This is a genomic window from Pseudoduganella sp. R-31, assembly GCF_049913235.1.
Classification (GTDB): domain Bacteria; phylum Pseudomonadota; class Gammaproteobacteria; order Burkholderiales; family Burkholderiaceae_D; genus Rugamonas.
This window is the reverse complement of record NZ_CP183986.1, coordinates 1,561,703-1,586,973: the sequence shown is the minus strand read 5'-3', so window position 1 is coordinate 1,586,973 and position 25,271 is coordinate 1,561,703. Positions and strand designations below refer to the sequence as shown.

The 25,271-nt window shown below is 61.4% G+C and carries 25 protein-coding genes; 11 read left to right on the top strand and 14 right to left on the bottom strand.

What is annotated here, in order from left to right:
• The first annotated feature begins 252 nt into the window (after window positions 1–252).
• The 3 genes from ACN9MY_RS07305 (at window position 253) to ACN9MY_RS07295 (ending at window position 3,203) form a co-directional block, all read left to right on the top strand.
• Entirely contained in the window at window positions 253–1,353 is a 1,101-nt protein-coding gene (locus tag ACN9MY_RS07305; protein WP_426321413.1) for an aromatic ring-hydroxylating oxygenase subunit alpha, read from the top strand.
• The gene (locus tag ACN9MY_RS07300; RefSeq protein WP_426321411.1) at window positions 1,353–2,267 is read left to right on the top strand and encodes a DMT family transporter; all 915 of its coding nucleotides are present in this window, start codon (window positions 1,353–1,355) and stop codon (window positions 2,265–2,267) included. Before ACN9MY_RS07305 ends, ACN9MY_RS07300 begins: the two co-directional genes overlap by 1 nt.
• Window positions 2,268–2,348: 81 nt before the next feature.
• Window positions 2,349–3,203, top strand: a complete 855-nt coding sequence (locus ACN9MY_RS07295; protein WP_426321409.1) for a sulfurtransferase — start codon at window positions 2,349–2,351, stop codon at window positions 3,201–3,203.
• Between the two features lie 134 nt (window positions 3,204–3,337).
• Here the strand turns inward: ACN9MY_RS07295 and ACN9MY_RS07290 are convergent, their stop codons facing one another.
• Window positions 3,338–4,111, bottom strand: a complete 774-nt coding sequence (locus tag ACN9MY_RS07290) for a hypothetical protein (RefSeq protein ID WP_426321407.1) — start codon at window positions 4,109–4,111, stop codon at window positions 3,338–3,340.
• 152 nt (window positions 4,112–4,263) lie between these two features.
• On the opposite strand from ACN9MY_RS07290, the gene ACN9MY_RS07285 reads away from it, so the two are divergent.
• A complete protein-coding gene (locus ACN9MY_RS07285) occupies window positions 4,264–4,449 on the top strand; it encodes a hypothetical protein (protein ID WP_426169083.1) in 186 nt (61 codons plus the stop codon).
• 3 nt (window positions 4,450–4,452) lie between these two features.
• On the opposite strand, the gene ACN9MY_RS07280 is transcribed toward ACN9MY_RS07285, so the two are convergent.
• The 7 genes from ACN9MY_RS07280 to polA form a co-directional block, all read right to left on the bottom strand.
• Window positions 4,453–4,923, bottom strand: coding sequence for a TssQ family T6SS-associated lipoprotein (locus ACN9MY_RS07280; RefSeq protein ID WP_426321405.1), 471 nt, complete (start codon window positions 4,921–4,923; stop codon window positions 4,453–4,455).
• On the bottom strand, window positions 4,920–6,686 hold the full coding sequence (locus ACN9MY_RS07275) for a serine/threonine-protein kinase (protein WP_426321403.1): 1,767 nt from the start codon (window positions 6,684–6,686) through the stop codon (window positions 4,920–4,922). Before ACN9MY_RS07275 ends, ACN9MY_RS07280 begins: the two co-directional genes overlap by 4 nt.
• Window positions 6,683–7,453, bottom strand: a complete 771-nt coding sequence (locus ACN9MY_RS07270) for a PP2C family protein-serine/threonine phosphatase (RefSeq protein ID WP_426169075.1) — start codon at window positions 7,451–7,453, stop codon at window positions 6,683–6,685. The genes ACN9MY_RS07275 and ACN9MY_RS07270 overlap by 4 nt, the downstream gene beginning before the upstream one ends.
• Before the next feature lie 11 nt (window positions 7,454–7,464).
• Window positions 7,465–8,067: a type VI secretion system-associated FHA domain protein TagH gene (gene tagH / locus ACN9MY_RS07265; RefSeq protein WP_426321401.1), complete on the bottom strand. Its 603-nt coding sequence runs from the start codon at window positions 8,065–8,067 to the stop codon at window positions 7,465–7,467.
• 53 nt (window positions 8,068–8,120) lie between these two features.
• Window positions 8,121–8,834 carry a ZIP family metal transporter gene (locus ACN9MY_RS07260; RefSeq protein ID WP_426169071.1) on the bottom strand — a complete coding sequence of 238 codons (714 nt, stop codon included), beginning with the start codon at window positions 8,832–8,834 and terminating at the stop codon, window positions 8,121–8,123.
• A gap of 130 nt (window positions 8,835–8,964) precedes the next feature.
• Window positions 8,965–9,840 (bottom strand): dienelactone hydrolase family protein, encoded by an 876-nt coding sequence (locus tag ACN9MY_RS07255; RefSeq protein WP_426169068.1) that lies wholly within the window; start codon window positions 9,838–9,840, stop codon window positions 8,965–8,967.
• 142 nt (window positions 9,841–9,982) lie between these two features.
• Window positions 9,983–12,736: a DNA polymerase I gene (gene polA, locus ACN9MY_RS07250; protein WP_426169065.1), complete on the bottom strand. Its 2,754-nt coding sequence runs from the start codon at window positions 12,734–12,736 to the stop codon at window positions 9,983–9,985.
• A 109-nt stretch (window positions 12,737–12,845) separates the two neighbouring features.
• Here polA and ACN9MY_RS07245 point away from each other — a divergent pair, with 109 nt between their 5' ends.
• The 3 genes from ACN9MY_RS07245 to ACN9MY_RS07235 are packed head-to-tail and all read left to right on the top strand — an operon-like array spanning window position 12,846 to window position 15,041.
• Window positions 12,846–13,265 carry a hypothetical protein gene (locus ACN9MY_RS07245; protein WP_426169063.1) on the top strand — a complete coding sequence of 140 codons (420 nt, stop codon included), beginning with the start codon at window positions 12,846–12,848 and terminating at the stop codon, window positions 13,263–13,265.
• A 36-nt stretch (window positions 13,266–13,301) separates the two neighbouring features.
• The gene (locus tag ACN9MY_RS07240) at window positions 13,302–14,258 is read left to right on the top strand and encodes a homoserine kinase (protein WP_426321398.1); all 957 of its coding nucleotides are present in this window, start codon (window positions 13,302–13,304) and stop codon (window positions 14,256–14,258) included.
• On the top strand, window positions 14,259–15,041 hold the full coding sequence (locus ACN9MY_RS07235; RefSeq protein ID WP_426321396.1) for a BPSS1780 family membrane protein: 783 nt from the start codon (window positions 14,259–14,261) through the stop codon (window positions 15,039–15,041). It begins immediately after the preceding gene.
• A gap of 730 nt (window positions 15,042–15,771) precedes the next feature.
• Here ACN9MY_RS07235 and ACN9MY_RS07230 read toward each other — a convergent pair.
• Together ACN9MY_RS07230 and ACN9MY_RS07225 are read right to left on the bottom strand one after the other, a co-directional pair.
• Window positions 15,772–16,239, bottom strand: coding sequence for a DUF4275 family protein (locus tag ACN9MY_RS07230; RefSeq protein WP_426321394.1), 468 nt, complete (start codon window positions 16,237–16,239; stop codon window positions 15,772–15,774).
• A 23-nt stretch (window positions 16,240–16,262) separates the two neighbouring features.
• On the bottom strand, window positions 16,263–16,556 hold the full coding sequence (locus ACN9MY_RS07225) for a DUF6985 domain-containing protein (RefSeq protein WP_426337057.1): 294 nt from the start codon (window positions 16,554–16,556) through the stop codon (window positions 16,263–16,265).
• Between the two features lie 105 nt (window positions 16,557–16,661).
• Here ACN9MY_RS07225 and ACN9MY_RS07220 point away from each other — a divergent pair, with 105 nt between their 5' ends.
• Window positions 16,662–17,906, top strand: a complete 1,245-nt coding sequence (locus tag ACN9MY_RS07220) for an IS256 family transposase (protein ID WP_426337627.1) — start codon at window positions 16,662–16,664, stop codon at window positions 17,904–17,906.
• A 326-nt stretch (window positions 17,907–18,232) separates the two neighbouring features.
• On the opposite strand, the gene ACN9MY_RS07215 is transcribed toward ACN9MY_RS07220, so the two are convergent.
• Together ACN9MY_RS07215 and ACN9MY_RS07210 are read right to left on the bottom strand one after the other, a co-directional pair.
• Window positions 18,233–18,475, bottom strand: a complete 243-nt coding sequence (locus ACN9MY_RS07215; protein WP_426337056.1) for an acyl carrier protein — start codon at window positions 18,473–18,475, stop codon at window positions 18,233–18,235.
• A gap of 682 nt (window positions 18,476–19,157) precedes the next feature.
• Window positions 19,158–19,571, bottom strand: coding sequence for a hypothetical protein (locus ACN9MY_RS07210; RefSeq protein ID WP_426321388.1), 414 nt, complete (start codon window positions 19,569–19,571; stop codon window positions 19,158–19,160).
• A 152-nt stretch (window positions 19,572–19,723) separates the two neighbouring features.
• Here ACN9MY_RS07210 and ACN9MY_RS07205 point away from each other — a divergent pair, with 152 nt between their 5' ends.
• Together ACN9MY_RS07205 and ACN9MY_RS07200 are read left to right on the top strand one after the other, a co-directional pair.
• On the top strand, window positions 19,724–22,030 hold the full coding sequence (locus tag ACN9MY_RS07205; protein WP_426321386.1) for a UvrD-helicase domain-containing protein: 2,307 nt from the start codon (window positions 19,724–19,726) through the stop codon (window positions 22,028–22,030).
• A gap of 222 nt (window positions 22,031–22,252) precedes the next feature.
• Window positions 22,253–23,176, top strand: a complete 924-nt coding sequence (locus ACN9MY_RS07200) for a DMT family transporter (protein WP_426321384.1) — start codon at window positions 22,253–22,255, stop codon at window positions 23,174–23,176.
• Here ACN9MY_RS07200 and ACN9MY_RS07195 read toward each other — a convergent pair.
• A complete protein-coding gene (locus ACN9MY_RS07195) occupies window positions 23,168–23,605 on the bottom strand; it encodes a hypothetical protein (RefSeq protein ID WP_426321382.1) in 438 nt (145 codons plus the stop codon). The two genes, ACN9MY_RS07200 and ACN9MY_RS07195, sit on opposite strands and share 9 nt — an antisense overlap.
• A gap of 152 nt (window positions 23,606–23,757) precedes the next feature.
• Between ACN9MY_RS07195 and ACN9MY_RS07190 the strand changes: the two genes are divergently transcribed.
• Window positions 23,758–24,063 (top strand): DUF7709 family protein, encoded by a 306-nt coding sequence (locus tag ACN9MY_RS07190; protein ID WP_426321380.1) that lies wholly within the window; start codon window positions 23,758–23,760, stop codon window positions 24,061–24,063.
• A 42-nt stretch (window positions 24,064–24,105) separates the two neighbouring features.
• On the opposite strand, the gene ACN9MY_RS07185 is transcribed toward ACN9MY_RS07190, so the two are convergent.
• Window positions 24,106–25,218 (bottom strand): aldo/keto reductase, encoded by a 1,113-nt coding sequence (locus ACN9MY_RS07185; protein WP_426321379.1) that lies wholly within the window; start codon window positions 25,216–25,218, stop codon window positions 24,106–24,108.
• Window positions 25,219–25,271 lie beyond the last annotated feature (53 nt).

Genomic DNA, 25,271 nt, shown 5'->3' with positions numbered 1-25,271 from the left:
AACACTAGTGTAGCCCGCTATTTTAGAACAAACTCCTGCATTCGGTCTAAAAAGCGGCCTCTAAACAGGGTGGAAACGTTGCAATTACATTCACGCCGCCTGCGGGGCGCCCCGCCCCAGAAAGTTCAGCGAAGATAGCCTATTCCGCGCTATAATCTCCGGTTCTGTCCGAAATACCGTTTTTATAATCTGAATTCAGGTCTTTACGGATCTTTCTCTTCTTGGTTTGATATTTAATTAAGGGGGGTTTGGATGTCCGATCTGGGTAGCCACGCCAAGCTGGCGCGTTCGAACGCGCAACTTCCGGTCAACGTCTATTTTGACGAAACGCTGCTGCAGCGTGAAATGCAGGAACTGTTCAAGAAAGGCCCGCGCTACGTCGGCCACGAGCTGATGGTGCCGAATATCGGCGACTTTGCCACGCTGGCGGCTGAAAATGAAGGCCGCATGCTGGTCCGCAATGCCAACGGCATCGAACTGCTGTCCAACGTCTGCCGCCACCGCCAGGCGCTGATGTTCAATGGCCGCGGCAATGCCGACACCATCGTCTGCCCGCTGCACCGCTGGACCTACGACCTGAAGGGCGAGCTGATTGGCGCGCCGCACTTCCCGGACACCCCGTGCCTGAACCTGCCGAAAGCCAGGCTGCAGAACTGGAACGGCCTGCTGTTCGAGCAGAACGGCTACGACGTGATGGACAAGCTGGGCGCCCTGTCGGTCACGAAGGACCTGGATTTCAGCGGCTACATGCTGGACCACGTGGAAGTGCACCACTGCGACTACAACTGGAAGACCTTCATCGAGGTCTACCTGGAGGACTACCACGTCGAGCCGTTCCACCCGGGCCTGGGCAGCTTCGTCACCTGCGACGACCTGCGCTGGGAATTCGGCCAGGACTACAGCGTGCAGACCGTGGGCGTGAACCGCGGCCTGAAGAAGTCCGGCTCGGACACCTACCAGAAATGGCACGAGCAGCTGCTCAAGTTCCGCAACGGCGAACCGCCGAAGCACGGCGCGATCTGGCTCACCCTGTACCCGAACATCATGGTCGAGTGGTACCCGCACGTGCTGGTGGTGTCGACCCTGTGGCCGGAAGGCCCGAACCGCACCCGCAACGTGGTGGAGTTCTACTATCCGGAAGAAATCGTGCTGTTCGAACGCGAATTCATCGAAGCCGAACGCGCAGCCTACATGGAAACCTGCGTCGAGGACGATGAAATCGGCGCCCGCATGGACGCCGGCCGCAAGATCCTGATGGAGCGCGGCGAAAACGACGCCGGCCCTTACCAATCGCCGATGGAAGACGGCATGCAGCACTTCCATGAATGGTACCGGAGCAAACTGGACATCTGATGCAATCACTCTGGATGTTAGTTGCCAGTTTCCTGTTCGCCGCCATGGGGGTGTGCGTGAAACTGGCGTCCGACGAATTCAGCGTATCCGAAATGGTGATGTACCGCGGAGTGATCGGCATGATCATCCTGTTCACCATGCTGCGCCTGCAAGGCGGCACCCTCAAGACCACCATGCCGCTGGCCCACCTCTGGCGCGGCGCAGTCGGCGTGCTCTCCCTCTGGATCTGGTACTACACCATCGCCAAGCTCCCCCTGGCCACGGCCATGACGCTTAATTACATGGCGCCGATCTGGATCGCCGTGTGGCTGTTCGCGCATGGCTGGTGGCACCAGAAAAACCGCGTCGAATGGCCGCTGATCATGGCGGTCGGCATGAGCTTTGTCGGCGTCACCTGCCTGCTGCAGCCGGCCTTTGACGCCAACCAGCTGGGCCCGGCCCTGATGGCGCTCGGCTCCTCCGTGCTGTCGGCCATGGCCTATATGCAGGTGCGCAAGCTGGGCCTGGCGGGCGAACCCGAATCGCGCGTGGTGTTCTTCTTCAGCGTGACCAACCTCTTCGCCGGTTTCAGCGGACACCTGCTGGAAAGCGGCTGGCACTGGCACCCGCTGGACAACTCGCGCAGCATCCTGCTGATACTGGGCGTGGGGCTGTGCGCCACCGCCGCGCAAGTGGCAATGACGCGCGCCTACCGCCTCGGCAAGACGCTGGTGGTAGCCAACCTGCAGTACACCGGGATTGTGTTCTCCAGCATCTGGGGCGTCCTGCTGTTCAGCGACAGCTTCGGCTGGTTAAGCTGGGTAGGCATGGCGATCATCCTGCTGTCCGGCGTGGCCGCGACGTTCTACAACACACGCAGCACGGATCGCGGCAAGGCCATTTCCGAAACCGACCCGATTGCCAGTGAAGTCTGAGCAGGCGGCCCCACGCGCTGTCATGCGCGGAGCTAAGCTGCTATAGTCGCCAGCATTGCCAGCGACACTGAAGGAAACTGCATGCATACCACCCTGATTGACGCCAACACCCTTGCGCAGCACCTGGACGACCCGCAATGGATCATCCTCGACTGCCGCCACGACCTGATGAATCCCGCTTTCGGCCGCGATGCCTTTGCCAAAGGCCACATCCAGAACGCCCAATTCGCCAATATCGACACCGACCTGTCGGGCCCCAAGAAGGACGCCGAAGGCGTGTTCCGCGGCCGCCATCCGCTGCCGGAACGCGCAGCGCTGCTGGAAACCCTGCGCCGCTGGGGCATCAACGACGACACGCAAGTCGTCGCCTACGATGCACACGGCGGCATGTACGCAGCGCGCCTGTGGTGGCTGCTGCGCTGGGTCGGGCATGGCGCGGTAGCGGTGCTCGACGGCGGCCTGGCAGCGTGGAGCGCCGCCGGCCAGCCCCTGGTGACGACGATCACCGAGCGCCCGCGCGGCAAGCTCGCCGACCAGGCAACGCTGGTGCGCACGGCAACGGTCGGCGAGCTGCTTGAAAATCTCGACACGAAACGCCTGCAAGTCGTCGACGCCCGCGCCAACGACCGCTTCCGCGGCGAGAACGAAACGATCGACCCGGTAGGCGGCCATATCCCCGGCGCGCGCAACCGCTTCTTCAAGGACAACCTGCAAGCCGACGGCCGCTTCAAAGAGCCCGCAGTGCTGAAACAGGAACTGCAGCAGATAGTCGGCGCGCCGGCCAGCGCCGTGATGCAATGCGGCTCCGGCGTCACCGCCTGCCACAACCTGCTCGCACTGGAAATCGCCGGCCTGCCAGGTGCCGCGCTGTACCCCGGCTCCTGGTCCGAATGGTGCGCCGACAGCACCCGTCCCGTCGCCACCGGCCCCGCCTGAAATCCCACGGCCCAGCCCGTGTCACACCATGGGGTCACACCCCGACAGTGACACGGCCTCATCTGCGTGAACAGCCGAGCCCGTGTCACACTTGGGGTGTGACCCCAGGGTGTGACACGGGCTCGAGCGTAGCGTTAGTCGCCGCCTCCGCCGCAGCTGCTGCCTCCGCTGTCGCAACTGGAACTTGAGGCATCGCTGCAGTCGACCGAACTGCCGCAGCCGGAGCCGCAACTGCTGCCGCTGCTGTCACTGCTCGCAGCCTGCTGCCGGGCGCGTTGCTCGAAGTCGTTGAACTGTGCGGTCGTGATCAGGCCCGCTGTCAGCAAGCCGGCGGCAGCCATCTGCGGTGGGCAGTTGATGTTTGGGTCGAACCGGCCTCGTGCGTCGAGCTGGCTGTAACCCGGCTGTCCGTGCTTGACCGAGTAGCCATAGCCAAGCGGCATATTCAGCTTCTTGTCCAACAGGAAGAGCGACGGCAGCCGCGGTCCTTCGCGGTTCAGTCCTTCCGCATGGCGCGCCCTGACCAGGCAGACCGCCAGCGCTTCATCCAGGTTGCCGCCCATGGCAGAACCTTCCACATGCGGCACCACGCGACCAAAGTGCTTGCGGCAGAACGCTTCCAGCTTGAGCGGCGATAGGCGCAGCCAGGCATGCCAGACCGAGTCGGCGGCCTTCGAGGGCAAGGCGCATGGCGTCCTGCCCTGTGCGGCGCATTCGAAAAAGTCGAGCAGGCCAATCGCGGATCGGGCAAAAAAAACGGCATCCGTCGGGATGCCGTGGTATTCGAGACGTGCGCTGCTTTTCCAGTAATTGTACAGGCCGGGCGGTAGTTCCTTGAGGGCCTTGCCGTGCCGCGAGCGCTGCATGAGACGCTGGGCGTACCAGGTATTCAACATTGTCCAAATCATGATGCCAGCCTATGGAAAGATTGTGACAACTGTATTACAACGTGGCGTGCTTGCCGCAACAGCTCGCTTTTCGTTGGAAATTTGCATGGGAACGTGTGACTATGTTCTTGGGAGTTCGTCGGGGATAACGAACTTGTTGCGAGAGCAAAAATATGAAAATCAGAACAGAATTGGCGGCCGCGCAATTCGAGACCCAGGACATCGTCCAGATTGCCATGCGCATCAACGTGGAGGCGGGCAGCATTCATGCCTGGATCTTCCTGAAGCAGAATGGCTTCCGGGATGAAGAGATCATGAACTTGCTGCGTCACACCCCGTCATTGCGCGTCGTTCATTAGCAACTACTTTTTTTTTGCGGCTTCCTTACGGGCGCGTTCGAAAGAAGGCGTCCACAGAGGATGGCCTTTTTCGCCCGGGCTCAGGTCGAAGGACCTGTCCAGCTTGAAGGCTTTGGCGAACTGCTGGCGGCACAGCGTGGCGCGGTTGGTGACGCAGTAGCTGAAGGCGGTGTACTTGAGCGCTTCCACCTGCAGCGGCTTTTCCGCATTGGCCAGTTCCGGTCCGGTGAGCTGCTTGATCGCGCCGTTGAAATTGCCGGCCTTGTACATCTCGATGCCCGCGTTGAGCGCCTTGCGCGCATCGGGCACTTCAGGCTCCGCTGGCGGAGGGGGCGGGCTGGCCTTCTTGACCGGCGCCGGCGCCGCTTCCTTGGCCGTTGCAGGTGGGTGCGCCGGCTTGTCGTGCAGTGGCCCGAAGGATTCGCAGCCGGCCAGCACCAGCGCGGCCGCGATCAGGAAAATCTTATTCTTCATTGTGCAAAGTCATGCTTGATGGTGACCGGCTTCCTGGCGTCCACATTAACTTTCTGGACATAGGCTTGGAAGTTGGGGTTCTCGAGGCGCACTTCGTGCTCGCCCAGCGGCAGCGTCAGTTTCTTCAAAGGCGGTGTGATGCCTTTCTGGACGCCGTCGACGTAGATTGTAGCCCAGGGCTGCACAGCGATGCTGAGCGTGCCGGTAGTCGGCGCGGCAGCTTCTGCGCTCGCGGCTGCGGCGCCTGGCGCTGCGCCGGCCGATGCCGCCTGTGCCGCGACCGGCGCGGCGCCGGAGGTCGACGCTGCATTAGTGCTGCTGCCGGCAACTGCAAGCTGTGGCTCGGCAGGCGGCGTGCTGGCTGCGGCAATCGCGCTGGCCGATTCTGTGCCGGCCGATGCTGCGCTGGCCGGCGCTTCGCTGCCGGCACTGCCAGCGGCCGGCACCTGCGCGCTGGCTACTTCCGGCGCGGCCGGCTTGACCGGGCTGCCGTCGGCCAGCCACGAAATGCCGCCAACGAGCAAAGCCAGCACGACAAGGCCGCCAGCGATCATATTGTTTGACGGGCGCGAGCTGCGTGCGACCGGCATTGCCTGCCGGCCCGACTTGCTGCCCGATTTGCTGCTGGTCTTGTTGCGGCTCGAGCGCGAGCCGGAGTCGAACGGCGAACTGGCGCTCGGGCTTGAACTGGCGCTGGCTTCGCTTGCTGCCGGCCCGCCTTTCTCGGCATTGCGGGCCGAGCGCGAACGATGGCGGCGCGGCGCACTCTCTGGCGCTGCGCTGGCGTCGCCGGCGGCGCTGGCATTTGCGCCGTCGGCAGCGGCGTCGGCTGCTGCATTGCTGCCCTCGGCGGCGGGCGCCGCGCCCGGCGCAGCAGCGTCAAAACCAAGCAGCGAGGAAAATTCGGCGATCGATTGCGGCCGGATCTCCGGACGCACGGCCATGCCGCGGTCGATCGCTTCCAGGAACTGGTTGCTGTAGCCTTCGCGCCCGCTGATCGCCAGCGGCTCGATCGGGTCATTCAGCATGCGCGCCACCGCTGCCGGCGGCGCCTTGCCGGTGATGGCGGCGTACATTACGGCCGACAGAGAATAGATATCGGTCCACGGGCCCTGGCGCATCGATTCGTCATCGGCATACTGTTCGACCGGCGCAAAGCCCGGCTTCAGGATCACGGTCAGCGACTGTGCCATGTCCTGCACGATCTGGCGCGCCGCGCCGAAGTCGAGCAGCACCGGCTGGCCATCCGGCTGGATCATGATGTTTTCCGGCGAAACGTCGCGGTGCAGGATCTTGGCCGCATACAGCGCTTCCAGCGCGCCCAGCACCGGCTGCAGCAGTCGCTTGAGCCAGGCTTCGTTCACCAGCTCCGGATTGTCGCGAATCACCGCCTTGAAAGTGCTCCCTTCGTAATAGCGCATGGCCATGTAGGCCGTGCCATTCGATTCCCAGAAGCGGTACACCTTGACCAGCGCCGGGTGGTCGAATTGCGCCAGCAAGCGCGCTTCGTTGATGAAGCTGCGCAAGCCGGCCTCGAATGCTTCCGCATGGCGCTTGGAGCGCACCGTCACCGTGTGATCGTTGGCGCGCGCGGCCAACGCCGACGGCATGTATTCCTTGATGGCCACCGTGCGTTGCAGCGAGTGGTCGAAGGCGAGGTAGACGATGCCGAAACCGCCTTCACCGATCACTTCGCGGATCTCGAATTCCGCGACGCGGGTGCCGATTGGCAGGCTGTTAGGCAGTTCGACTGCTTTGTTCATGGAGCTTCACCGATAAAAATTGCCTGCGCGCTGAAATTATCGCGGGCCTTGTGCACCAGGCCCGCGCGCTCGTCGGCCAGGGTGCAGATGGCGGACAGCCATTCCTGCGCGCTGCCCGCTTTCGCCAGCAACAACTCCATCTGCGGCTCGGCGACCCATTCCCACAGGCCGTCGGTGCAGATCAGGATCGCGTCGCCCGCGCGCAGCGCCATCGGCGGCATCACGGACGGCTGCACTTCGTTCTCAGTGCCAATGGCAGCATACAGCACATTGCGCTTGGGATGGCTGCGCGGGTCGGCGCCGGCGGCCAGGCCGGCGTCGATCATCTGCTGCACCATGCTGTGGTCGCGCGTGGCATGCAGCAGGCGCCCGCGGCGGAACAGGTAGATGCGGGTGTCGCCCATATGCGCCCACGTCGCCTGGGCGCCGGCACGATCGACCAGCGCCAGCGCCACCGTGGCGCTCATGCCCTGCAGCGCCGGGCGCTCCCTCTTGCTGCGGGCCACCGCAATAGCCGCTTCGGCCACCATGGCCGGCGTGGCGTCGGCGCTGAAGTCGGGCCGCGCGCCAAAGTTGGACAAAACCGCCTGCACCACGATCTGGGAGGCGATTTCGCCTCCCTCATGGCCGCCCGCGCCGTCGGAGACCACGAAGCACACCAGTTCACCGCGCTCGGCACGGCCAATGGCATCCTGGTTGGATGCACGTCCGCCGACGGAGGAAACCTCCGCGACGCTGAGCGCAATGCGCTGGGGCATATCGGCCATGGCTGACTCCCTTATTCCATCTCGTCCTGGCGGCGCTCATAGGCGCTCAGGAAAGCATCGCCCAGCGTGCCGTTGAAGTTGGACTCGCAGGCCTTGGCCAGGTCTGCATGCCTGGCGCGGTAGCTATCCCACAGGGCGGCCTTGCGCGCCAGCGGCAGCACCGTGCCCAGCACGCTGCGCTTCTGCTGCTCCTCGACCGCTTTCGGCGAAAGGCGCGTCAACGCTTCCGCCACGGCGCCCTCCATGCCGGCTTTGACGCAGGCCTGGTGGGCGGAGAGGTCGGCAAAGGCATCTTCCAGCGCTTCCACCGGGCCCATGAAGCCAGGCATTTTCTTGCGCAGCATCTGGGTCTTGGCAGCCTGGCTGTCAGGCAGGAACTTCAGGGGATTGTTGTTGCGTACGACGACGACCGTTGCGTCGGCGTGGATATTGCGCTTGAGCTCAGCGCGATTCAGCAGCAGGCTATGCGCACCGCTGATCGAGGTACCGACCAGTTTTCCCAGCATTTCCATGAATTCTGGCGTGAGTTGCCAGTTCGGTTGCACCCCGGCGCCGCGTTGGAACGCAGCCATCAGGGCATCGGCAGTGTGGTGTTCGGTCGAAGTTTCTTGCATGTGGATCTCCTATCCCCCGTAGCGTAGCAAAAATGATGCCCGCACGTAACTAATCAGTGCGTATTGTGCGCACCGGCGGTCAGGAAAAGCACAATTACAACACCAAGTGCAATTAAGACAACTTGGGGGATGGTTTCGCGCATGGTGGCGCGGCGTTGCATTTGCGGCATCAAGTCGCTGACCGCGATATAGATGAAACCCGATGAGGCAAACACCAGCACGAAGGGGATCAGGTTGGTAGCTTTGTCCAGCGTGTAGTAGCCAAGCACCCCGCCGGCGACGGACAACAGGCTGCACAGCAGGTTGTAGACATAGGCCCGGGTGCGTGAAAAGCCGGCATTGAGCAGCACGATGAAATCGCCGATTTCCTGCGGGATTTCATGGGCGATGATGGCTACCCCAGTGACGATGCCAAGCTGCGGGTTGGCCAGGAAGGCCGCCGCGATCAGGATGCCATCGGTGAAATTGTGCATGCCGTCGCCCAGCAGGATCATCCAGCCTGCACGGCCGGCTTCCGCCTTGTCGTGGCCGTGATGGTGGTGGTGGCCGTCATGCTCGTGATGGTGCGAATGGCGCAAGATTGCCAGCTTTTCAAGCAGGAAGAAGGCCAGCAGGCCGGCCAGCAGCGCACCGAACAGGTGGCGCGGGTCGGTGCCCGATTCAAACGCTTCCGGCAGCGCGTGCAGCAGCGAGGTCGACAGCATGATGCCGACCGACAGGCTGACCATCTTTTCGACCACCTTCGACAGCAGGGCGAACGAAAACACCGCCGCTGCCGTGATACTGGCAACGCCGGCAATCGTGGTGGCCAGCAGGATGGAGGTCAGGACGGGGTCGATGGTGCTTCCTTCGCGTGCAAACCGGGCATTTTACCGCCCTGCAGCATTTTTCGCTAACTTAGGCCACGCCGTGGGCCTGGAACCACGCTAGCGTGCGCTGCCAGCCATCCTGCGCCGCGTCCGGGCGATATTCCGGACGGTAGTCTGCGTTGAAGCCGTGCGGGGCATCGGGATAGACGTGGATGGTGGATTTGCCGCTTCCTTGCGCCAGGGCGGCGCGCATCTGCTCCACCGAAGCAAGCGTGATGCCCTGGTCCTTGCCGCCGTACAGCCCCAGTACCGGCACTTTCAGGGTTGGCGCAATGTCGACCGGCAGCGCGGGCCAGGCGGCAGTGCGTTCCCCCACCAGGCGGCCATACCAGGCGACGCCGGCTTTGACTTGCGGGTTGTGGTGGCTGTACAGCCAGGTGATGCGGCCGCCGTAGCAAAAGCCGGTGATACCCAGCCGGCTGGCATCGCCGCCGTTAGTGTGCGCCCACTCCACAACGGCATCCAGATCGCCCATCACGTCAGCATCGGGGGTCTTGCGGACGATGTTAGCCATCAGGTCAGCGATGGATTGCTCGCGGCTTGCGTCACCCTGGCGCACGAACAGGTCCGGCGCCAGCGCCAGGTATCCCGCCTTGGCCAAGCGGCGCGTCACGTCGGCAATGTGCTGGTGGACGCCGAAAATTTCAGAAACAACAAGAATCACGGGCAGCCTGGTCTTGCCTTCCGGCTGGGCGCGGTAGACCGGGACGGTTTGCCCGCCGACCTGGATCTGGATGGTGCCGGCAGTCAGGCCCGTGGTATCCGTGCTGATCACGGTTTGCGCCTGCACCGGCATCACAGCGGTGGCGAAACCGGTGCCCAAGGCAGCCTTGATGAAATCGCGGCGATCCATGCCTTCTGCTGGGCCAATCAGCGCTTTGGCGTCGTTTTGCAAATCCTGCATGCGGTTTAATTGTTGGGAATATTAATTGAATGACAATTGCAGCAGCCTGATATGACAAAAATTGTCAACCCGATTGCCAAATTCTGTCAGCCCCACAGGAAATGGCACAGGCAAAACAACGGCTCGAGGGCTACCAGTCGGCTTAGTGGGCTTCTTCCCAGTTGCAGCCAACGCCCACTTCGGCCACCAGCGGCACCTTGAGTTCGGCCACGCCGGCCATCAGCTTCGGCAGCATGTCCTTGACCAAGGCCAGTTCGGCGTCCGGCACTTCCAGCACCAGCTCGTCATGCACCTGCATGATCATCTTGGTCGCCAGTCCTTCGCGCTCGATCCAGTCCTGCACCGCGATCATGGCCAGCTTGATCAGGTCCGCCGCCGTGCCCTGCATCGGCGCATTGATCGCCGCGCGTTCGGCGCCCTGGCGGCGCGGGCCATTTGGCGAGTTGATCTCCGGCAGCCACAAGCGGCGGCCGAACACGGTCTGCACATAACCTTGCGCCTTGGCTTCGGCGCGGGTTTCGTCCATGTAGCGCTTGACGCCGGCAAAGCGGGCGAAATAGCGGTCAATGTAGTTCTGCGCGGCGGTGCGGTCGATGCCAAGGTTTGCCGCCAGGCCGAAGGCGCTCATGCCGTAGATCAGGCCGAAATTGATCACCTTGGCATAACGGCGCTGCTCCGGCTGCACATCGGCTGGCGCCACGCCGAAGATCTCGGCGGCGGTGGCGCGGTGGATGTCTTCGCCTTCGTGGAAGGCGCGCAGCATCGCTTCATCGCCTGAAATATGGGCCATGATGCGCAGCTCGATCTGCGAGTAGTCGGCCGACACGATGTGCGCGCCAGGCGGCGCGATGAATGCTTCGCGGATGCGGCGGCCTTCGGCGGTACGCACCGGAATGTTCTGCAGGTTGGGATCGTTGGACGCCAGGCGGCCTGTGATCGCCACCGCTTGGGCATAGTTGGTATGCACGCGGCCGGTCAGCCTGTTGATCATCTTTGGCAGCTTGTCGGTATAGGTCGACTTGAGCTTGGCCATGCCGCGGTATTCCAGCAGCACTTTCGGCAGCGGATAATCTTCCGCCAGCTTTTGCAGCACTTCCTCATCGGTCGATGGCGCGCCGCTCGGGGTCTTTTTCACCACCGGCAGTTCCAGCTTGGTGAAGAAGATCTCGCCGATCTGCTTGGGCGAGCCGAGGTTGAACGGCTGCCCTGCCAGCTCGTAGGCTTTCTGCTCCAGTTCCAGGATGCGCGCCCCCAGTTCGTTGGACTGGGTCGCCAGCAGGGCGGCATCAATCAACACGCCGTTGCGCTCGATCTTCTGCAGCACCACGGCGGTCGGCAGCTCGATGGTGTTGTAGATGCGGGTCAGGCCTTCGTCGCCGGAGACCTGGCCGTGCATGGCCAGGTGCAGGCGCAGCGTGATGTCGGCATCTTCCGCCGCGTACTCGGTGGCGCGGCCGATTTCAACCTGGTCGAAGCCGATCTGGCTGGCGCCCTTGCCGCACACTTCTTCGTAAGCGATGGCCTTGTGGTTCAGGTGGCGCAGCGCCAGGCTGTCCATGTCGTGGGTGCGGTGCGACTCGAACACGTACGATTGCAGCAGCGTGTCGTGCACGATGCCGCGCAGGGTCACGCCGTGGTTGGCGAAGACGTGCGCGTCGTACTTCAGGTTCTGGCCCAGTTTCGGCTTGCTGCCGTCTTCCAGCCAGGGCTTCAGCTTCGACAGCACCCAGTCGCGCTGCAGCTGCTGCGGCGCGTCAGGGTAACGGTGCGCCAGCGGAATGTAGCAGGCAATGCCAGGCTCGGTGGACAGCGAAATGCCGACCATTTCGGCCAACATCGGTTCCAGCGAAGTGGTTTCGGTATCGAGCGCGGTCAGCGCGGCGGCATCGATGCGCGCCAGCCATGCTTCCAACTGCTCTTCGGTCAGCACGGTTTCGTAGCTGATGGTCGCCGGCGGCGCGGCAAACAGGTCGGCCGTGGCGCCCGGTGCCGGCACGGCAGCGGCAGCACTGCCCGGTGCCGGCGCGGCCGGGGTCAGGCCGGACAGCTCGCGCAGCAGGGTCTTGAAGCCGTACTTGGTGAAGAAGGCGACCAGCTGTTCGCGGTCTTCATCCTTGGCGCCCAGCGACTCGGAAATCGACATCATGTGCGCCGACAGGTCGCAATCGGTCTTCACGGTAATCAGCTCGCGCCCCTTCGGCAGCCATTCCAGCGCCGCGCGCAGGTTGCCGCCCACCACGCCGCCGATCTTGTCGGCGTTTTCCATGATGCCGGCCAGGCTGTCGTACTCCTGCAGCCACTTCAGCGCGGTTTTCGGGCCGCACTTGGCCACGCCCGGCACGTTGTCGACGGTATCGCCGATCAGGGTCAGGTAATCGATGATGCGGTTCGGCGGCACGCCGAACTTGGCCAGCACACCCGCCTCGTCCAGCTTTTCATTGGTCATGGTGTTGATCAGCATGACTTTCGGCGTCACCAGCTGGGCCAGGTCCTTGTCGCCGGTGGAAATCACCACGTCCAGGCCGGCCTGCTCAGCCTGCACCGACAGGGTGCCGATCACGTCGTCCGCTTCCACCCCCTCCACCATCAGGATCGGCCAGCCCATGGCGCGCACCGCTTCGTGGATAGGCTCGATCTGCAGGCGCAGGTCGTCCGGCATCGGCGCCCGGGTCGCCTTATAGTCGGGATACATATCGTCCCGGAAAGTCTTGCCCTTGGCATCGAAGACGCAGGCAATGTAGGCAGCCGGGAAATCGGCGCGCAGGCGGCGCAGCATATTGACCATGCCATGCATGGCGCCGGTTGGATAGCCTTCGGCACTGCGCAGGTCAGGCAAGGCATGGAAGGCACGGTACAGGTAGCTGGAACCATCGACCAGCAACAGGGTCTTTTGCATAGCAGGGGAGTGGTGTAAATCTCAATATTCCATTATCGCAGAGTTTTACAACGGGACAGGAGGGCATTTGATACAATGGTCAAACCAATAAATTGAACGAAATCCCATCATGCGCGCCCACACTTCCTGGCTTGCCCTCCCCCTAGTCCTGCTGGCCTCCGGCGCCCTGGCGCAGTCTGCCCCGCCCCAGCCGCAGCAACTGGAACGCATCGAGGAAGTGGACAATCCGGTCACCGTCACGGCCAAGCCGGGCCGGGAAACCAAGATTGTGGAAAAGCGCGAAGGTGGCCGCGTGACCGAAGCCAAGGTCAAGAGCGGCGGAAGCACGTATACCGTCAAGCCGAATACCCCGGCTGGCAGCGCACTGCCCGGCGATGCAGCCGGCTCGGCCAACCGTGGCCCGCAGTGGACTGTGCTGGAGTTCGACCTCCTCAGCAAGAAGAAGAAACGCTCTGCCGAGGAAGCGGAAAAGGAAGACGGCCCGCCGCCACCTCCACCGCCAGCCCAGCCGGCCGCGCCGACCAAGTAAGCGCGCGCCCCGTACGAACACTTAACCTGGTTTCTCATGGCAGTTTTTACCCCGGTCTCACTGGAAGATGTCGGCCATTGGATCAAGCAATTCCCCCTTGGCAAAGCCCTCGCGCTGAAAGGCATCGCGTCCGGCATCGAGAACAGCAATTTTTTCCTGACTACCGAGCGCGGCGAGTTCGTGCTCACGATTTTTGAAAACCTGACGTTCGAGCAGCTGCCGTTCTACCTGCAGCTGATGCGCCACCTGGCCGACCACGGCGTGCTGGTGCCGGCGCCCGTCCCCAACGACCAGGGCGAACTTTGCGTGCCGCTGCACGGCAAGCCGGCCGCCATCGTCTCCAAGCTGGAAGGCAAGCCGCAAATGGCGCCGCAACCGGTGCACTGCGCTGCGGTCGGCGCCATGCTGGCGCGCATGCACCTGGCCGCCCAGGACTTCGCCCTGCAGCAGCCCAACCTGCGCGGCTTGCCATGGTGGCGCGAAGCCACCGCCGCCGTGCTGCCGCACCTGGCGCTGGAACAAGCCCACCTGCTGCACGATGAAATGAAGTTCCAGGAAGCGCTGCACGCCTCCGACGACTACCACGCCCTGCAGCGCGGCCCGGTGCACGCCGACCTGTTCCGCGACAACGTGATGTTCGACGGCGAGCGCCTGACCGGTTTCTTCGACTTCTACTTTGCCGGCTGCGATAGCTGGCTGTTCGACGTCGCAGTGACCGTCAACGACTGGTGCATCGACCTGGCGACCGGCGCCCTCGACGAAGCACGCGTGCGCGCCATGCTGGACGCCTACCACGCGGTGCGGCCTTTCACCGCCACCGAGCATTCGCTGTGGCCGGCCCTGCTGCGCGCCGGCGCCTTGCGCTTCTGGCTGTCGCGCCTGTACGATTTTTATTTGCCGCGCGCCGCCGAAATGCTGACGCCGCACGACCCGACCCACTTTGAGCGCATCCTGCGCACACGCATTGCCGTTCCGGCCCCGGAGTTGTATTAAATGAGTAACATCCCCGCCAGCGCAGGCGTCGCCTGGATTCGCGAAGGCTTCGCCATCTTCCGCAAACAGCCCGGCGGGCTGATGCTATTGATGCTGGCCTACCTGGTGGCGGGTGTGGTGCTGGGAATTATTCCCCTGCTGGGGCAATGGCTGCCAATGATCCTGGCGCCGGTATTCACCGCAGTCTTCGTGCAGGCCTGCGCCGCCGCCGATCGCAAGCAAAGCCTGACGCCGGAAATGCTGCGCCCGGTCTTCCAGAAACCGATTTTCCCGCGCCTGGCCGGACTGGGGGCGCTGTTCGTCCTGGTGCTGGCCCTGCTGGCCATGCTGTTTGCGTCCGTGGTCGGCATGGACACGATGCGCCAGCTGGCGGAGCAGCAGGCAAAGCCGGATGCAGCAGCAGCGGCCGCGGCTGCCAACGGCAACTTCGGCTGGGCCATGTTTGTGATCTTCCTGCTGTCGCTGCCGCTCAGCATGGCGATGCTGTTCGCCGCGCCGCTAATCTTCTGGCAGCAAATGCGGGTCGGCAAAGCGCTGTTCTACAGCTTCTTTGCCGTCTGGCGAGCGCTGCGTGCCTTCCTGCTGTATTTCGTATGCTGGGTGGCGATTGTGATGCTGCTGACTAATGTGGTGCTGCTCCTGCTCGGCAAGACCCTGCTGGGCATGGCAGTGCTGCAATCGTCGCTGATGGTACTTGTCATGGTCATCCAATGCTCGGTATACGCCGCCTACAAGGCTATTTTTGGCGAGCCGGAGCTGCCGGGAGCGGCGCCAGGTCAATAAACCTCTCCAGCACACATTCACGTGGAGCGTTCACGCCAGATATACGTTTGAACCGGGCAGTCATCTGCGTGATTGATCGCCCGCTCCGGCCAGTGGCGTCCGGATAGCTGGTAACGCTGAGAAGGTCTCCATCAATCGAGAACTCGTTCGGGCGCAAATACCCAACCGACTGCGCCAAATGACTGCCTCTTCGAGCCTGCTGCGTGTACGTTGAGGGAGATTCCACCTGGTACTCGAGTGTGAGCCATGAGGTTTGGCCTGGATTTGGCCCAGCGCAGGTCACGAAAATTTCCGAATCCGAGTAGAAGCGCGTGCACTCCGTAGTAGTTCGCTGCACCACGCCATCGCTGAAACGAGTCTCACCCTCACTACCGCCCCAACATCCGAGAAGCTCGCCAGGCCGCCCAACTTCAGCGGCAAAAGTATTCGTCATGAGAGCTAAGAACAGCAAGGTGGAGATCTGCAATTTCATCGGGAATACCGAAGTCAGCGACCGTCGCGTATCGGGTCTGACCCTTGGGTCTGACCCTGATTTACCGGTTCTGGTTTGAAAATCGAAAGAGTGCAAAAGTCAGGCTGGCGCACAGGCCGCATGATCGCCGCGACCGCAATTGTCTCATCCCAAAAGTGCAAACCCGGTAACCCAGGGTCAGACCCAAGGGTCCGACCCGCCCGTGCCGCCGCTGCTGGCAAGCCTTGAATGCGCTCATTCCACCCGATCATAAATCCCTTAGGCCCATCCTTTCCGACGCGCGGCCTCGGCCTGGCGCCGCTTCTCCAGCTTGAACTGATTTTCAGCATCCAGTTTCACAAAGTCAGGATGGCGCGCAAAGTACGGGCCCAGCCAGCCGTCTTCGTGCGTAAATGCCATGGTCCACGCGAAGTTTGGCGGGAACACATAGTAGTCGGCGAGCGAAGATGACGTGGGGAGCAAATCGGTGACAAAGGCCAGTTTGCGATCATTCGCCAGGACGACGAACTCCATGCCCGCCTGTTGCTCGTATTGCTGAATTGCTTCGGCGCCGGCAATACTCGGATAGCGCGCACCGCTGAAAACATGCCAGAGGTATGCCTTCGTGTTGGCGCCCTGCCGGTTATTGCCGAATACCGCGAGCCAGTCGTCCGCAAGCTGGCTCGCCTCCGCCTCGGAGAACTGGCGCACTACGCTGCCCGGATGAACCATTTCCTTAATCCGCATACGCTTCCCTAGTCAGCCGCAGGTCAATCCGAAGCCTTCGTCCCAGATGGCTCGCTGGCATATTGCCGCGCCAGCGACTCAGAGAACGCCGTTTCGAGAGAACCAACGCGGAGCACAGTACTTCCCGACAACAACACACCAACGCCCCAGCGGTCCCACGTGCAGCCCAGTTCCGCACCAATGATCGTACCTGGCACATCTGGCAAGTGATGGATATATATCGCATTGAGACTAATATGACGTAGCACCTCTTCCCTTGACTGAATGTTGGGCAATGGGTTGTCGTGTTTTCGCGTAGATGAACTGGTGGCCAGCAACTCTGCGCAGTTGCTATGAACCGCATCAACAAGAGCCTGTCAGAATTTTAGTGTGAAACCGGGGTCATGAAATAATACCGAAAGGGATTGTCCATGACCGACGTAATGACCACTAAAAAGCCAAAGACCAAGAAGCAGTACCCATTCCCCGTTGAACTGATCGACCAGTTGCTGGCCCAGGTCGAGAACAAGGACGCCGAGTCCATTCTGGGTGAATCGGGCCTTGCCGGCCAGCTGAAGAAAATGCTGGCCGAGCGCATGTTGACGGCTGAATTGACCCACCATCTCGCCACCGAAGGCGACGCCAAGAACCACCGAAACGGAAAAAGCCGCAAGACCGTGCTGGCACCGGGCGGCGAGCTCGAACTGGAGATCCCGCGTGACCGACTTTCCAGCTTTGAGCCTAAGCTGGTAGCCAAGCATCAACGCCGCATGCCGGGTTTTGACGACCATGTGATCGGCATGTATGCCCGAGGCATGACAGTGCGCGAAATCCAGGCACATTTACTGGAGCTGTACGGCACCGAAGTGTCGCCAGACCTGATCTCAACGATCACCGACGAGGTCATGGACGAAGTGACGCAGTGGCAGCAGCGTCCACTGGAAGCGATGTACCCAATCGTGTACTTCGATGCATTGCGCCTGAAGATCCGCGACGAAGGCACCGTCAAAAACAAGGCCGTGTACCTGGCGCTGGGCATTCGTGCCGACGGCCGCAAAGAAGTGCTGGGGCTGTGGATCGAGCAAACAGAGGGCGCCAAGTTCTGGCTGAAGGTCTTTAACGAGCTGCGCAACCGCGGCTTGGAAGACATTCTGATCGCCGTCGTTGATGGCCTTCGCGGCTTCCCTGAGGCGATTGAAGCGGTGTTCCCACAGGCGCATATCCAAACCTGCATCGTGCACCTGATTCGCAACTCGATGACGCTGGCCTCCTGGAAGGATCGTAAGGAGCTTGCGGCAGCGCTCAAGCCAATCTACCAGGCTTCTAACGCCGATGCGGCGGCAGCGGCGCTGGATGCCTTTGCGGCAGGCCCTTGGGGCCAACGCTTCCCGACAGTGGTAGCCATGTGGCGCCGGCAGTGGGAGCAGGTAATTCCGTTCTTTGCCTACCCACCGGAAGTACGCTCGATCATTTACACAACGAACGCCATTGAGAGCCTGCATATGCGCTTGCGGAAGATCGTCAAGAATCGCGGACACTTCCCGAGCGACGAGGCAGCGACGAAATTGCTCTACCTGGCCTTGCGCAATATCGAAAAAGATTGGAAGATGCCGCAGCGGACCTGGAAGATGGCCGCCAATCAGTTTGCCATCCTGTTTGGGGAACGTTTTACCAACGCGCTCAATTAACTAACAGCGACCCCGGCACACAAAATTCCTGACAGGTCCATCAACAATCGAGTGGCCAATTTCTTCGGAGTTCTCAAGCACCCACTCCACGATTTCCATTTCCCGCTCCGATAAAGGAACAGGTTCGCGCCCGTAAGGAGCGTAAATCAAGTAGATATCCAACTGACGGTCGGCAGCCTGAAAATTAATCTCTCCCCAACGTTGACCGCTGACGCGTGCAACCATCAATGTGTCGTTGACACAGGAAAACGATAATCTTTCGGAAGACATAACTGAGGCTCTAGCGTGCGCTGGTTAGAAAGTTTGAGATCGGAATGTACCATGGCTCACGGTTGCCCCTGTACTCCAGTTTTTTTATGTACAAGACTTACGATGTCTTCAACCGTGTGGGTGTTCAAGGCTTCGTCGTCCGAGATCTCAATGTGAAACCGTTCTTCCAACGCACACACCACTTCCACGTCCGCCATCGAGTCAAAGGACCAAAAGAAACTCAGGTTCTTAGAAAAATCATCGGTATCTACAAGCCGAGACAAGTCTGCAGAAAGCTGCGTTTCGAGCACGTCTCGCACGCCAGCCACCACAGAAAGTGAAAAGCACCATTCAACGGAATGACCTGACAAATGGGCCCTCTGGGGAAAAGAGGAAAACACCGCCATACTGGTAAGTAGCTTGCGTCACGGTGGCACGAATAACACGATCGTCTTGCAGCAAGAACTCGATTTTTTCCTTGCCAGTCGGTGCACGAAGTGGGATTGGCAGGACCAAGAAAATAGGCATCACTCCCCCCCAAATTGTGTCGAACTCGTAAGTCCAGGCGCGCTTTAGCGCGTCCGAGTTGAATGACTGGTTATGCGATGCCAAAGTATCACGCCAAATCTACCGACAAAAAAGGCAGCGCCTGCATAAAGCAACACCAGCATGAGTATGAACGGAACCATGACGATCGCGGCCGAGAGTGACTCGCCGAAAAGCAAACCAACTGCGCTGCAGATAGCAAGTGCAGAAATAATTCCGCCCGCATATGCCGCAAATGAAGGACTCCGAAACGCACCCAGCGCTGCGCCGATAAGACAAGTACCTACTAAGCCAACCGGAGTAGCCGACAGCGATCCCGCCAACATGAAAAGCAGGAGGGTAAGTACGCCAGCTATAAAGGTGAACCTAGTGTCGATTACAAGTCTCATTGGGCATAACGTCGCTGTTCAGCGGCGCCGCTAGGCGTCCGCTGGAACAAATGGTTGGGATAATAGCTCATGCCGAACGCAGACCAGAAAATTTGACCGATGTTTTTCGCACTAGCCACGCAAGAAGGATGGCAACAGGAATACCTAGAATGAGCTCCGCTCCCATGCCTAAGAGGTCACGCGGTAGCGGAAAAAGCTGTCCTTTTGGCACAAAGTGCGAATACTCGAAAGCTAAGAGCACAAGCCCGCCAGCTAAGTGGACTGCGGCAGCAACAAGAACCAAGCGATACCGAATGAGTATGCCAAGTACCATGGCCGGAACGATCCAATAAAGAGACCGCCAGAGCGTAGCGAATTGCTGAAATTGCGTCGGATCCGGATTTTCAAAGGCGCCGGTGCTTGCGAGGAACGACATACGGCCAAACACGCAAGTCGCCAACAGCGCCGAAAGTGCGCCGAGATATGCCGATTTCGCTTTCAACGCTCCTCCCAACGTGATTCGATGTCATATTGACGTTTTAACAAACATCATTATGACGCCTAACACTCTGGCAATCAATCTCCTAGCCATAACCAACTAGCTATGGCGGCGGCCAGACGGCCTTCCAAGCGCACCGCCGGTATAATGGCGGCATGCAAAATCTCCTCCACAACCTCAATCCCGAACAACTCGCAGCAGTCACCCTGCCACCGCAAAACGCCCTGATCCTGGCCGGCGCCGGATCGGGCAAAACGCGCGTGCTGACCACCCGTATCGCGTGGCTGATCCAGACTGGCCAGGTCTCTCCGGCCGGCGTGCTGGCGGTGACCTTTACCAATAAAGCGGCCAAGGAAATGCTCACCCGTTTGAGCGCCATGTTGCCGATCAATACACGCGGCATGTGGATCGGCACCTTCCACGGCCTGTGCAACCGCTTGCTGCGCACCCACTACAAGGATGCCGCGCTGCCGCAGACCTTCCAGATCCTCGATTCGCAAGACCAGCTGTCGATGATCAAGCGCCTGCTGAAAGCGAACAATATCGACGACGAGAAGTTCCCGCCGAAGCAGGTGATGTACTTCATCAACAACAACAAAGACCAGGGATTGCGCGCCTCGCAGGTGGAGGCCTACGACGCGCTGGAGCGCAAGCTGGTCGAGCTTTACCAGCTCTACGACGACCAGTGCCAGCGCGAAGGCGTGGTGGATTTCGCCGAACTGCTGCTGCGCACCTACGAACTGTTGTCGCGCAACGAGCCGCTGCGCCAGCATTACCAGCAGCGCTTCCGCCACATCCTGGTCGACGAGTTCCAGGATACGAACAACCTGCAGTACGCCTGGCTGAAGCTGATGGCCGGCCATGCCTCGCCGTTCGGCGGCGCGCTGTTCGCGGTGGGCGACGATGACCAGAGCATCTACGCCTTCCGTGGCGCCAACGTGGGCAATATGCAGGCCTTCGAAAGCGAGTTCCAGGTCAAGAACCTGATCAAGCTGGAACAGAACTACCGCTCGCACGGCCACATCCTGGATTCCGCCAACCTGCTGATCTCGAACAACAGCCGCCGCCTGGGCAAGAACTTGCGCACTGACGCCGGCCACGGCGAGCAAGTTCGCGTGTACGAGGCGAGCTCGGACCTGCAGGAAGCGCAATGGATCATCGAGGAAGCCAAGTCGCTGATTGCCGAAGGCGCCCTGCGCCGCGAAATCGCGATCCTGTACCGCTCGAATGCGCAATCGCGCGTGATCGAACATGCGCTGTTCTCGGCCGGCATGCCTTACCACGTGTACGGCGGCCTGCGCTACTTCCAGCGCGCTGAGGTCAAGCATGCCATCGCCTACTTGCAGTTAATGGACAATCCGCACAACGATTCGGCTTTCCTGCGCGTGGTGAACTTCCCGGCGCGCGGCATCGGTGCGCGCTCGATCGAGCAACTGCAGAATGCAGCGGCTACTTACAACTGTTCGCTGTATGCAGCCGTGCCATACATGGTCGGCAAAGCTGGCAGCTCGCTGGCCGCCTTCACCAAGCTGATTGAGGGCGTGCGTTTCGAGACGCAGCAACTGGCGCTGCCGGAACTGGTGAAGATCACGCTGGATTCTTCCGGCCTGCTGCAGCATTACCAGAACGAGAAGGAAGGCGCCGACCGCGTCGAGAACCTGGAGCAGATGGTCAGCGCGGCAACGCAGTTCGTTTCGGAGGAAGGCTTCGGCCAGGGCGCGCCTGCGCACCTCGGTCCGCAGGCCTCTGCAGCAGCAGGCGCGCAAGTGGTGGTGGCCGATGGTGTCGAGATCATTGATGCAGACGCTCCGCTGGCAACCGTGATGTCGCCGCTGTCAGCTTTCCTGTCGCACGCTTCGCTGGAAGCCGGCGACAACCAGGCGCAGGAAGGCCAGGATGCGCTGCAATTGATGACGGTGCACTCGGCCAAGGGCTTGGAATTCGACAACGTCTTCATCACCGGCCTGGAAGAAGGCCTGTTCCCGCACGAGAGCAGCTCGAAGGAAGAAGGCGGCGTGGAAGAGGAGCGTCGCCTGATGTACGTCGCGATCACGCGCGCGCGCAAGCGGCTGTACATGTCGTTCTGCCAGACCCGCATGCTGCACGGCCAGACGCGCTACAACATGAAGTCTCGCTTCTTCGACGAACTGCCGGAGGAATCGTTGAAGTGGTTGACGGCGCGCGTGCAGAACAACTGGTTCTCTACCGGCTCGCGCAAGTCCGCGTGGGATGAAATGCCTTCCGTGCCAAGCGCGGACAACCGCCTGGCTGCACGCATGAACGAGCGCTCCGGTGCATCCGGCGGCTGGCGCATCGGCGAGTCGGTCGCTCACGCCAAGTTCGGCGAAGGGGTGATCGTTAACCTCGAAGGCAGCGGCGCCAACTGCCGCGCGCAAATCAACTTCGGCTCGTTCGGCATGAAGGTGCTCGACCTCTCGGTCGCCAAGCTGGAACGGCTCTGATGCCGGCTCGGGCGGAAGTGCTCGCGTTTCCGCCCACTACTTCACCGCGCTAACTCTTTGAGCGAAATCTAATCCCCGGGTGCCCATAGCTGTTCTCGAAACACAGGTCGCCATCGTTATGCATTTTTGCATAGGATAAACGCGATTATTTGGAATTTTCATGCAATGAGGCATAGCCTACAGTGGACGCCATCGTTACTGACATTCCCACGGAGGCTACCCATGGAAACCCTATTGATCCCTGCTTCGCTCCTAGCCGGCGGCCTGCTCGCCGTGCAGGCGGGCGCCAATGCGCAACTGTCCAAAGCAACCGGCAGTCCTTTTGCGGCAACTACGCTGCAACTCTCGGTCGGCACGCTTGCGCTGCTGGTGCTTGCCTTGCTCACTGGAACATTGACCGCCGTCGCTGCCCTCCCCAGCGTGCCTTGGTGGCATGCGGTCGGCGGCGTGGCGAGCGCCTTCTATGTCGTCTCCACCATCCTGCTGTTTCCTCGCCTAGGCGCGATCGTATCGGTTGGCCTGTTCATTGCGGGCCAGATGCTGGCGTCATTTGCGCTCGATGTCACCGGACTGGCGGGCGGCACGCCGCGCACAATCGATGCGCCGCTTGCCATCGGCATGCTGGCCATCCTGGCAGGTGCCGCCATCATCGTGAAGGGCCAGTCGGGCCAGCAGTCGCAGCCTGTCGCGGGCAAGGCTGGCTGGATTGTCCTGGCGCTGCTGGCCGGGGCGGTCCTTCCGGTGCAGGGCGTGGTGAACGGTTTGCTGCGGCATGACCTTGGTGCACCGTTCGTGGTCGGCGCCGTGAGCTTTCTCGTCGCCACCCTGGCGATGACGGTGACGCTGCTGTTCTCGGCCACGGTACTGCGCGCACCGGCGCCCACGCTGCAAGGACTGCCTGCCATGCCCTGGTGGGGTTGGCTGGGCGGCTTCGCCGGCGCGATCTACGTGACCACCGTTTTCACCGCAATCCCGGTCATCGGCGCTTCGGCGGCAGTCGGCTTGACGGTGGCAGGACAGCAAGTGGCGTCAGTTTTCGTCGACCGTCTTGGCTGGTTCCGGCTGCCGCAGCGTGATGTTTCCGCGCTGCGCTTGACGGGCGTCGTGCTGCTGCTGGCCGGTGTGGCAGTCATCAAGTTACTGTGAGATACGCCAGCCCCACCAGGTATAGTGGTATTCGCGCTCCTCGACCTTGAAGGCGGTTCCACAAACAGAGCATGAACACCGGTAAAAGTCGACCCAGTTGCCTTCGAGGTAGGTGATTCTTTCGATGCGCACATTCCCAGCGGCTTGCTCCTGATTCGGGTCGAACATCAGGTATTCGGGATAAAGGCGGCACAGGCACCCTTCTCCGTCACGGTGAAAACGCAGCTTTCGAAGGGCAAACTGCAGGTGTTTATCGTTGGGGAACACCACGCCCCCAAGCGAGAGCTTCTTCGTGCTGGCCGCAATCTCGTCGAGAATCGAAGCGAGTGCATCCAGTTCTGCGCTGTCGCGCAGCTTGATAATCGCGCATGCACTCGACCAGACCCTGGTCGCATCTCCCGACAGGATATCGTCTTTAAGTTTGCTCATTCTCTAGCATTTGCTCGCGGTTCATCGTGCCTGCATTGTACTGAATGCAGGATTTTCGCCACATCTTGTCGGGAAACCGCCAAGTTGGGGGCCCGGGCCTTGAAGGCGCTCCTGAAGATGCGAATATGCGCTTCATGCAAACCAAAGGAGCAATGATGAACACGCAAAACGAGCTTGCTGCTATCAACCAGAAGATCCTCGCCGACGGCGAGTCCCTGCCGCTGGTGCAGTTAAAAGACGGCAGCAAGGTACAAACCGGCACCGTCGCAACGATGCTGCGCAACATCGAGTTGTACAACGCCGGAGAGCGTGGCGAGATTGAGAAAGAACTCGCGGCGGCCATCCCGACCGTCGCCAAGGTCGGGCTGTTCGACCTGTTCCCCCCGGAAGAATGGATCGCAGGGGACAACCAGGGGCGCCGTCTGGTCGGCACCCTGGCGGCGCAGTACTTTGCCTGAGCGCTGTCCGCACCGTTGCCAGTGACGGACGTCCAGATATTTTTACTGCACGCCTGCCGCGGGGCCGCTGATGCGCACCGGCGCCCGGTATCCGCCCGGCTTGTCGCCCAGCGGCGCCGCGCCCGACAGCATGGTCTGCATGCCCGGGGTGAAGAAGGTGTAGGGATAGCCTGCCGCCTTGGCGCTGACCGCATCCAGGCGTTCGCGCAATTGCGCCGGCAAGTCGAAGTCCAGCGCTCCGAGATTGTCCTGCAACTGCGCCAGCCTGGTCGCACCCACCATCACGGTTGCGACGCCCGGACGGTTGGCCACCCAGTTCACCGCCACCTGCGCCATGCTGCGGCCCACCTCGTTCGCCACCTTTTCCAACTCCGCCACGATCGCGAAATTGCGCTCGTTGAATTTGGCGAAGGCCGGGTTGTTCGAGCCGCTCATGGTTTGCAGGCGCCCTTCGCCGAACTGACCGCCGGTGCTGGGCTTGTACTTGCCGGACAACAGGCCGCTGGCCAGCGGGCTCCAGACCATCACGCCCATGCCATGCCGCGTGCCCAGCGGGATGTATTCGTCTTCAATGGCGCGCTCCACCAGCGAGTATTCCATCTGCAGCGCGGACAATGCTTCGTAGCCGCGCAGTTCGGCGATCGTTTGCATGCGGCTGGCATACCAGGCCGGCACGTTCGACAGGCCGATGTGGCGCACCTTGCCAGCGCGTACCGCATCGTCCAGCGTGCGCAGCACCTCTTCCGGCTGCGTCACCATGTCCCAGGCGTGCACCAGGTACAGGTCGACGTAATCGGTGTCCAGGCGCTGCAGCGAACCTTCCAGCGCGCGCATCAAATGTTTGCGGCCATTGCCGCCCGCGTTCGGGTTGGCTGGGTCGCTGCTGTAGGACGCCTTGGTGGCCAGCACGATCTTGTCGCGCAGGCCGCTATCGCGCACGAATTCACCAACCCAGCGTTCCGATTCGCCATTGGTGTACAGGTCGGCCGTATCGACCAGGTTGCCGCCGGCCTCGGTGTACGTCATGAACTGCTCGCGCGCGCTGGCCTTGTCGGCGCCCCAGCCCCAATCGGTGCCGAAGGTCATGGTGCCAAGCGCCAGGCGCGACACGCGCAAGCCGGAATTACCGAGGGTGTAATACTGTTTGAGGGACATGCTTTCTCCATGGTGATTTGTTGACAATGAGGAAATGCAAAATCAACAATACC

Bases quoted from the DNA above. Each gene is read 5' to 3' on its own strand.
- ACN9MY_RS07305 (WP_426321413.1), top strand. From the start codon at position 253: ATGTCCGATCTGGGTAGCCACGCCAAGCTGGCGCGTTCGAACGCGCAA.
- ACN9MY_RS07300 (WP_426321411.1), top strand. From the start codon at position 1,353: ATGCAATCACTCTGGATGTTAGTTGCCAGTTTCCTGTTCGCCGCCATG.
- ACN9MY_RS07295 (WP_426321409.1), top strand. From the start codon at position 2,349: ATGCATACCACCCTGATTGACGCCAACACCCTTGCGCAGCACCTGGAC.
- ACN9MY_RS07290 (WP_426321407.1), bottom strand. From the start codon at position 4,111: ATGATTTGGACAATGTTGAATACCTGGTACGCCCAGCGTCTCATGCAG.
- ACN9MY_RS07285 (WP_426169083.1), top strand. From the start codon at position 4,264: ATGAAAATCAGAACAGAATTGGCGGCCGCGCAATTCGAGACCCAGGAC.
- ACN9MY_RS07280 (WP_426321405.1), bottom strand. From the start codon at position 4,923: ATGAAGAATAAGATTTTCCTGATCGCGGCCGCGCTGGTGCTGGCCGGC.
- ACN9MY_RS07275 (WP_426321403.1), bottom strand. From the start codon at position 6,686: ATGAACAAAGCAGTCGAACTGCCTAACAGCCTGCCAATCGGCACCCGC.
- ACN9MY_RS07270 (WP_426169075.1), bottom strand. From the start codon at position 7,453: ATGGCCGATATGCCCCAGCGCATTGCGCTCAGCGTCGCGGAGGTTTCC.
- tagH (WP_426321401.1), bottom strand. From the start codon at position 8,067: ATGCAAGAAACTTCGACCGAACACCACACTGCCGATGCCCTGATGGCT.
- ACN9MY_RS07255 (WP_426169068.1), bottom strand. From the start codon at position 9,840: ATGCAGGATTTGCAAAACGACGCCAAAGCGCTGATTGGCCCAGCAGAA.
- polA (WP_426169065.1), bottom strand. From the start codon at position 12,736: ATGCAAAAGACCCTGTTGCTGGTCGATGGTTCCAGCTACCTGTACCGT.
- ACN9MY_RS07245 (WP_426169063.1), top strand. From the start codon at position 12,846: ATGCGCGCCCACACTTCCTGGCTTGCCCTCCCCCTAGTCCTGCTGGCC.
- ACN9MY_RS07240 (WP_426321398.1), top strand. From the start codon at position 13,302: ATGGCAGTTTTTACCCCGGTCTCACTGGAAGATGTCGGCCATTGGATC.
- ACN9MY_RS07235 (WP_426321396.1), top strand. From the start codon at position 14,259: ATGAGTAACATCCCCGCCAGCGCAGGCGTCGCCTGGATTCGCGAAGGC.
- ACN9MY_RS07230 (WP_426321394.1), bottom strand. From the start codon at position 16,239: ATGCGGATTAAGGAAATGGTTCATCCGGGCAGCGTAGTGCGCCAGTTC.
- ACN9MY_RS07220 (WP_426337627.1), top strand. From the start codon at position 16,662: ATGACCACTAAAAAGCCAAAGACCAAGAAGCAGTACCCATTCCCCGTT.
- ACN9MY_RS07205 (WP_426321386.1), top strand. From the start codon at position 19,724: ATGCAAAATCTCCTCCACAACCTCAATCCCGAACAACTCGCAGCAGTC.
- ACN9MY_RS07200 (WP_426321384.1), top strand. From the start codon at position 22,253: ATGGAAACCCTATTGATCCCTGCTTCGCTCCTAGCCGGCGGCCTGCTC.
- ACN9MY_RS07195 (WP_426321382.1), bottom strand. From the start codon at position 23,605: ATGAGCAAACTTAAAGACGATATCCTGTCGGGAGATGCGACCAGGGTC.
- ACN9MY_RS07190 (WP_426321380.1), top strand. From the start codon at position 23,758: ATGATGAACACGCAAAACGAGCTTGCTGCTATCAACCAGAAGATCCTC.
- ACN9MY_RS07185 (WP_426321379.1), bottom strand. From the start codon at position 25,218: ATGTCCCTCAAACAGTATTACACCCTCGGTAATTCCGGCTTGCGCGTG.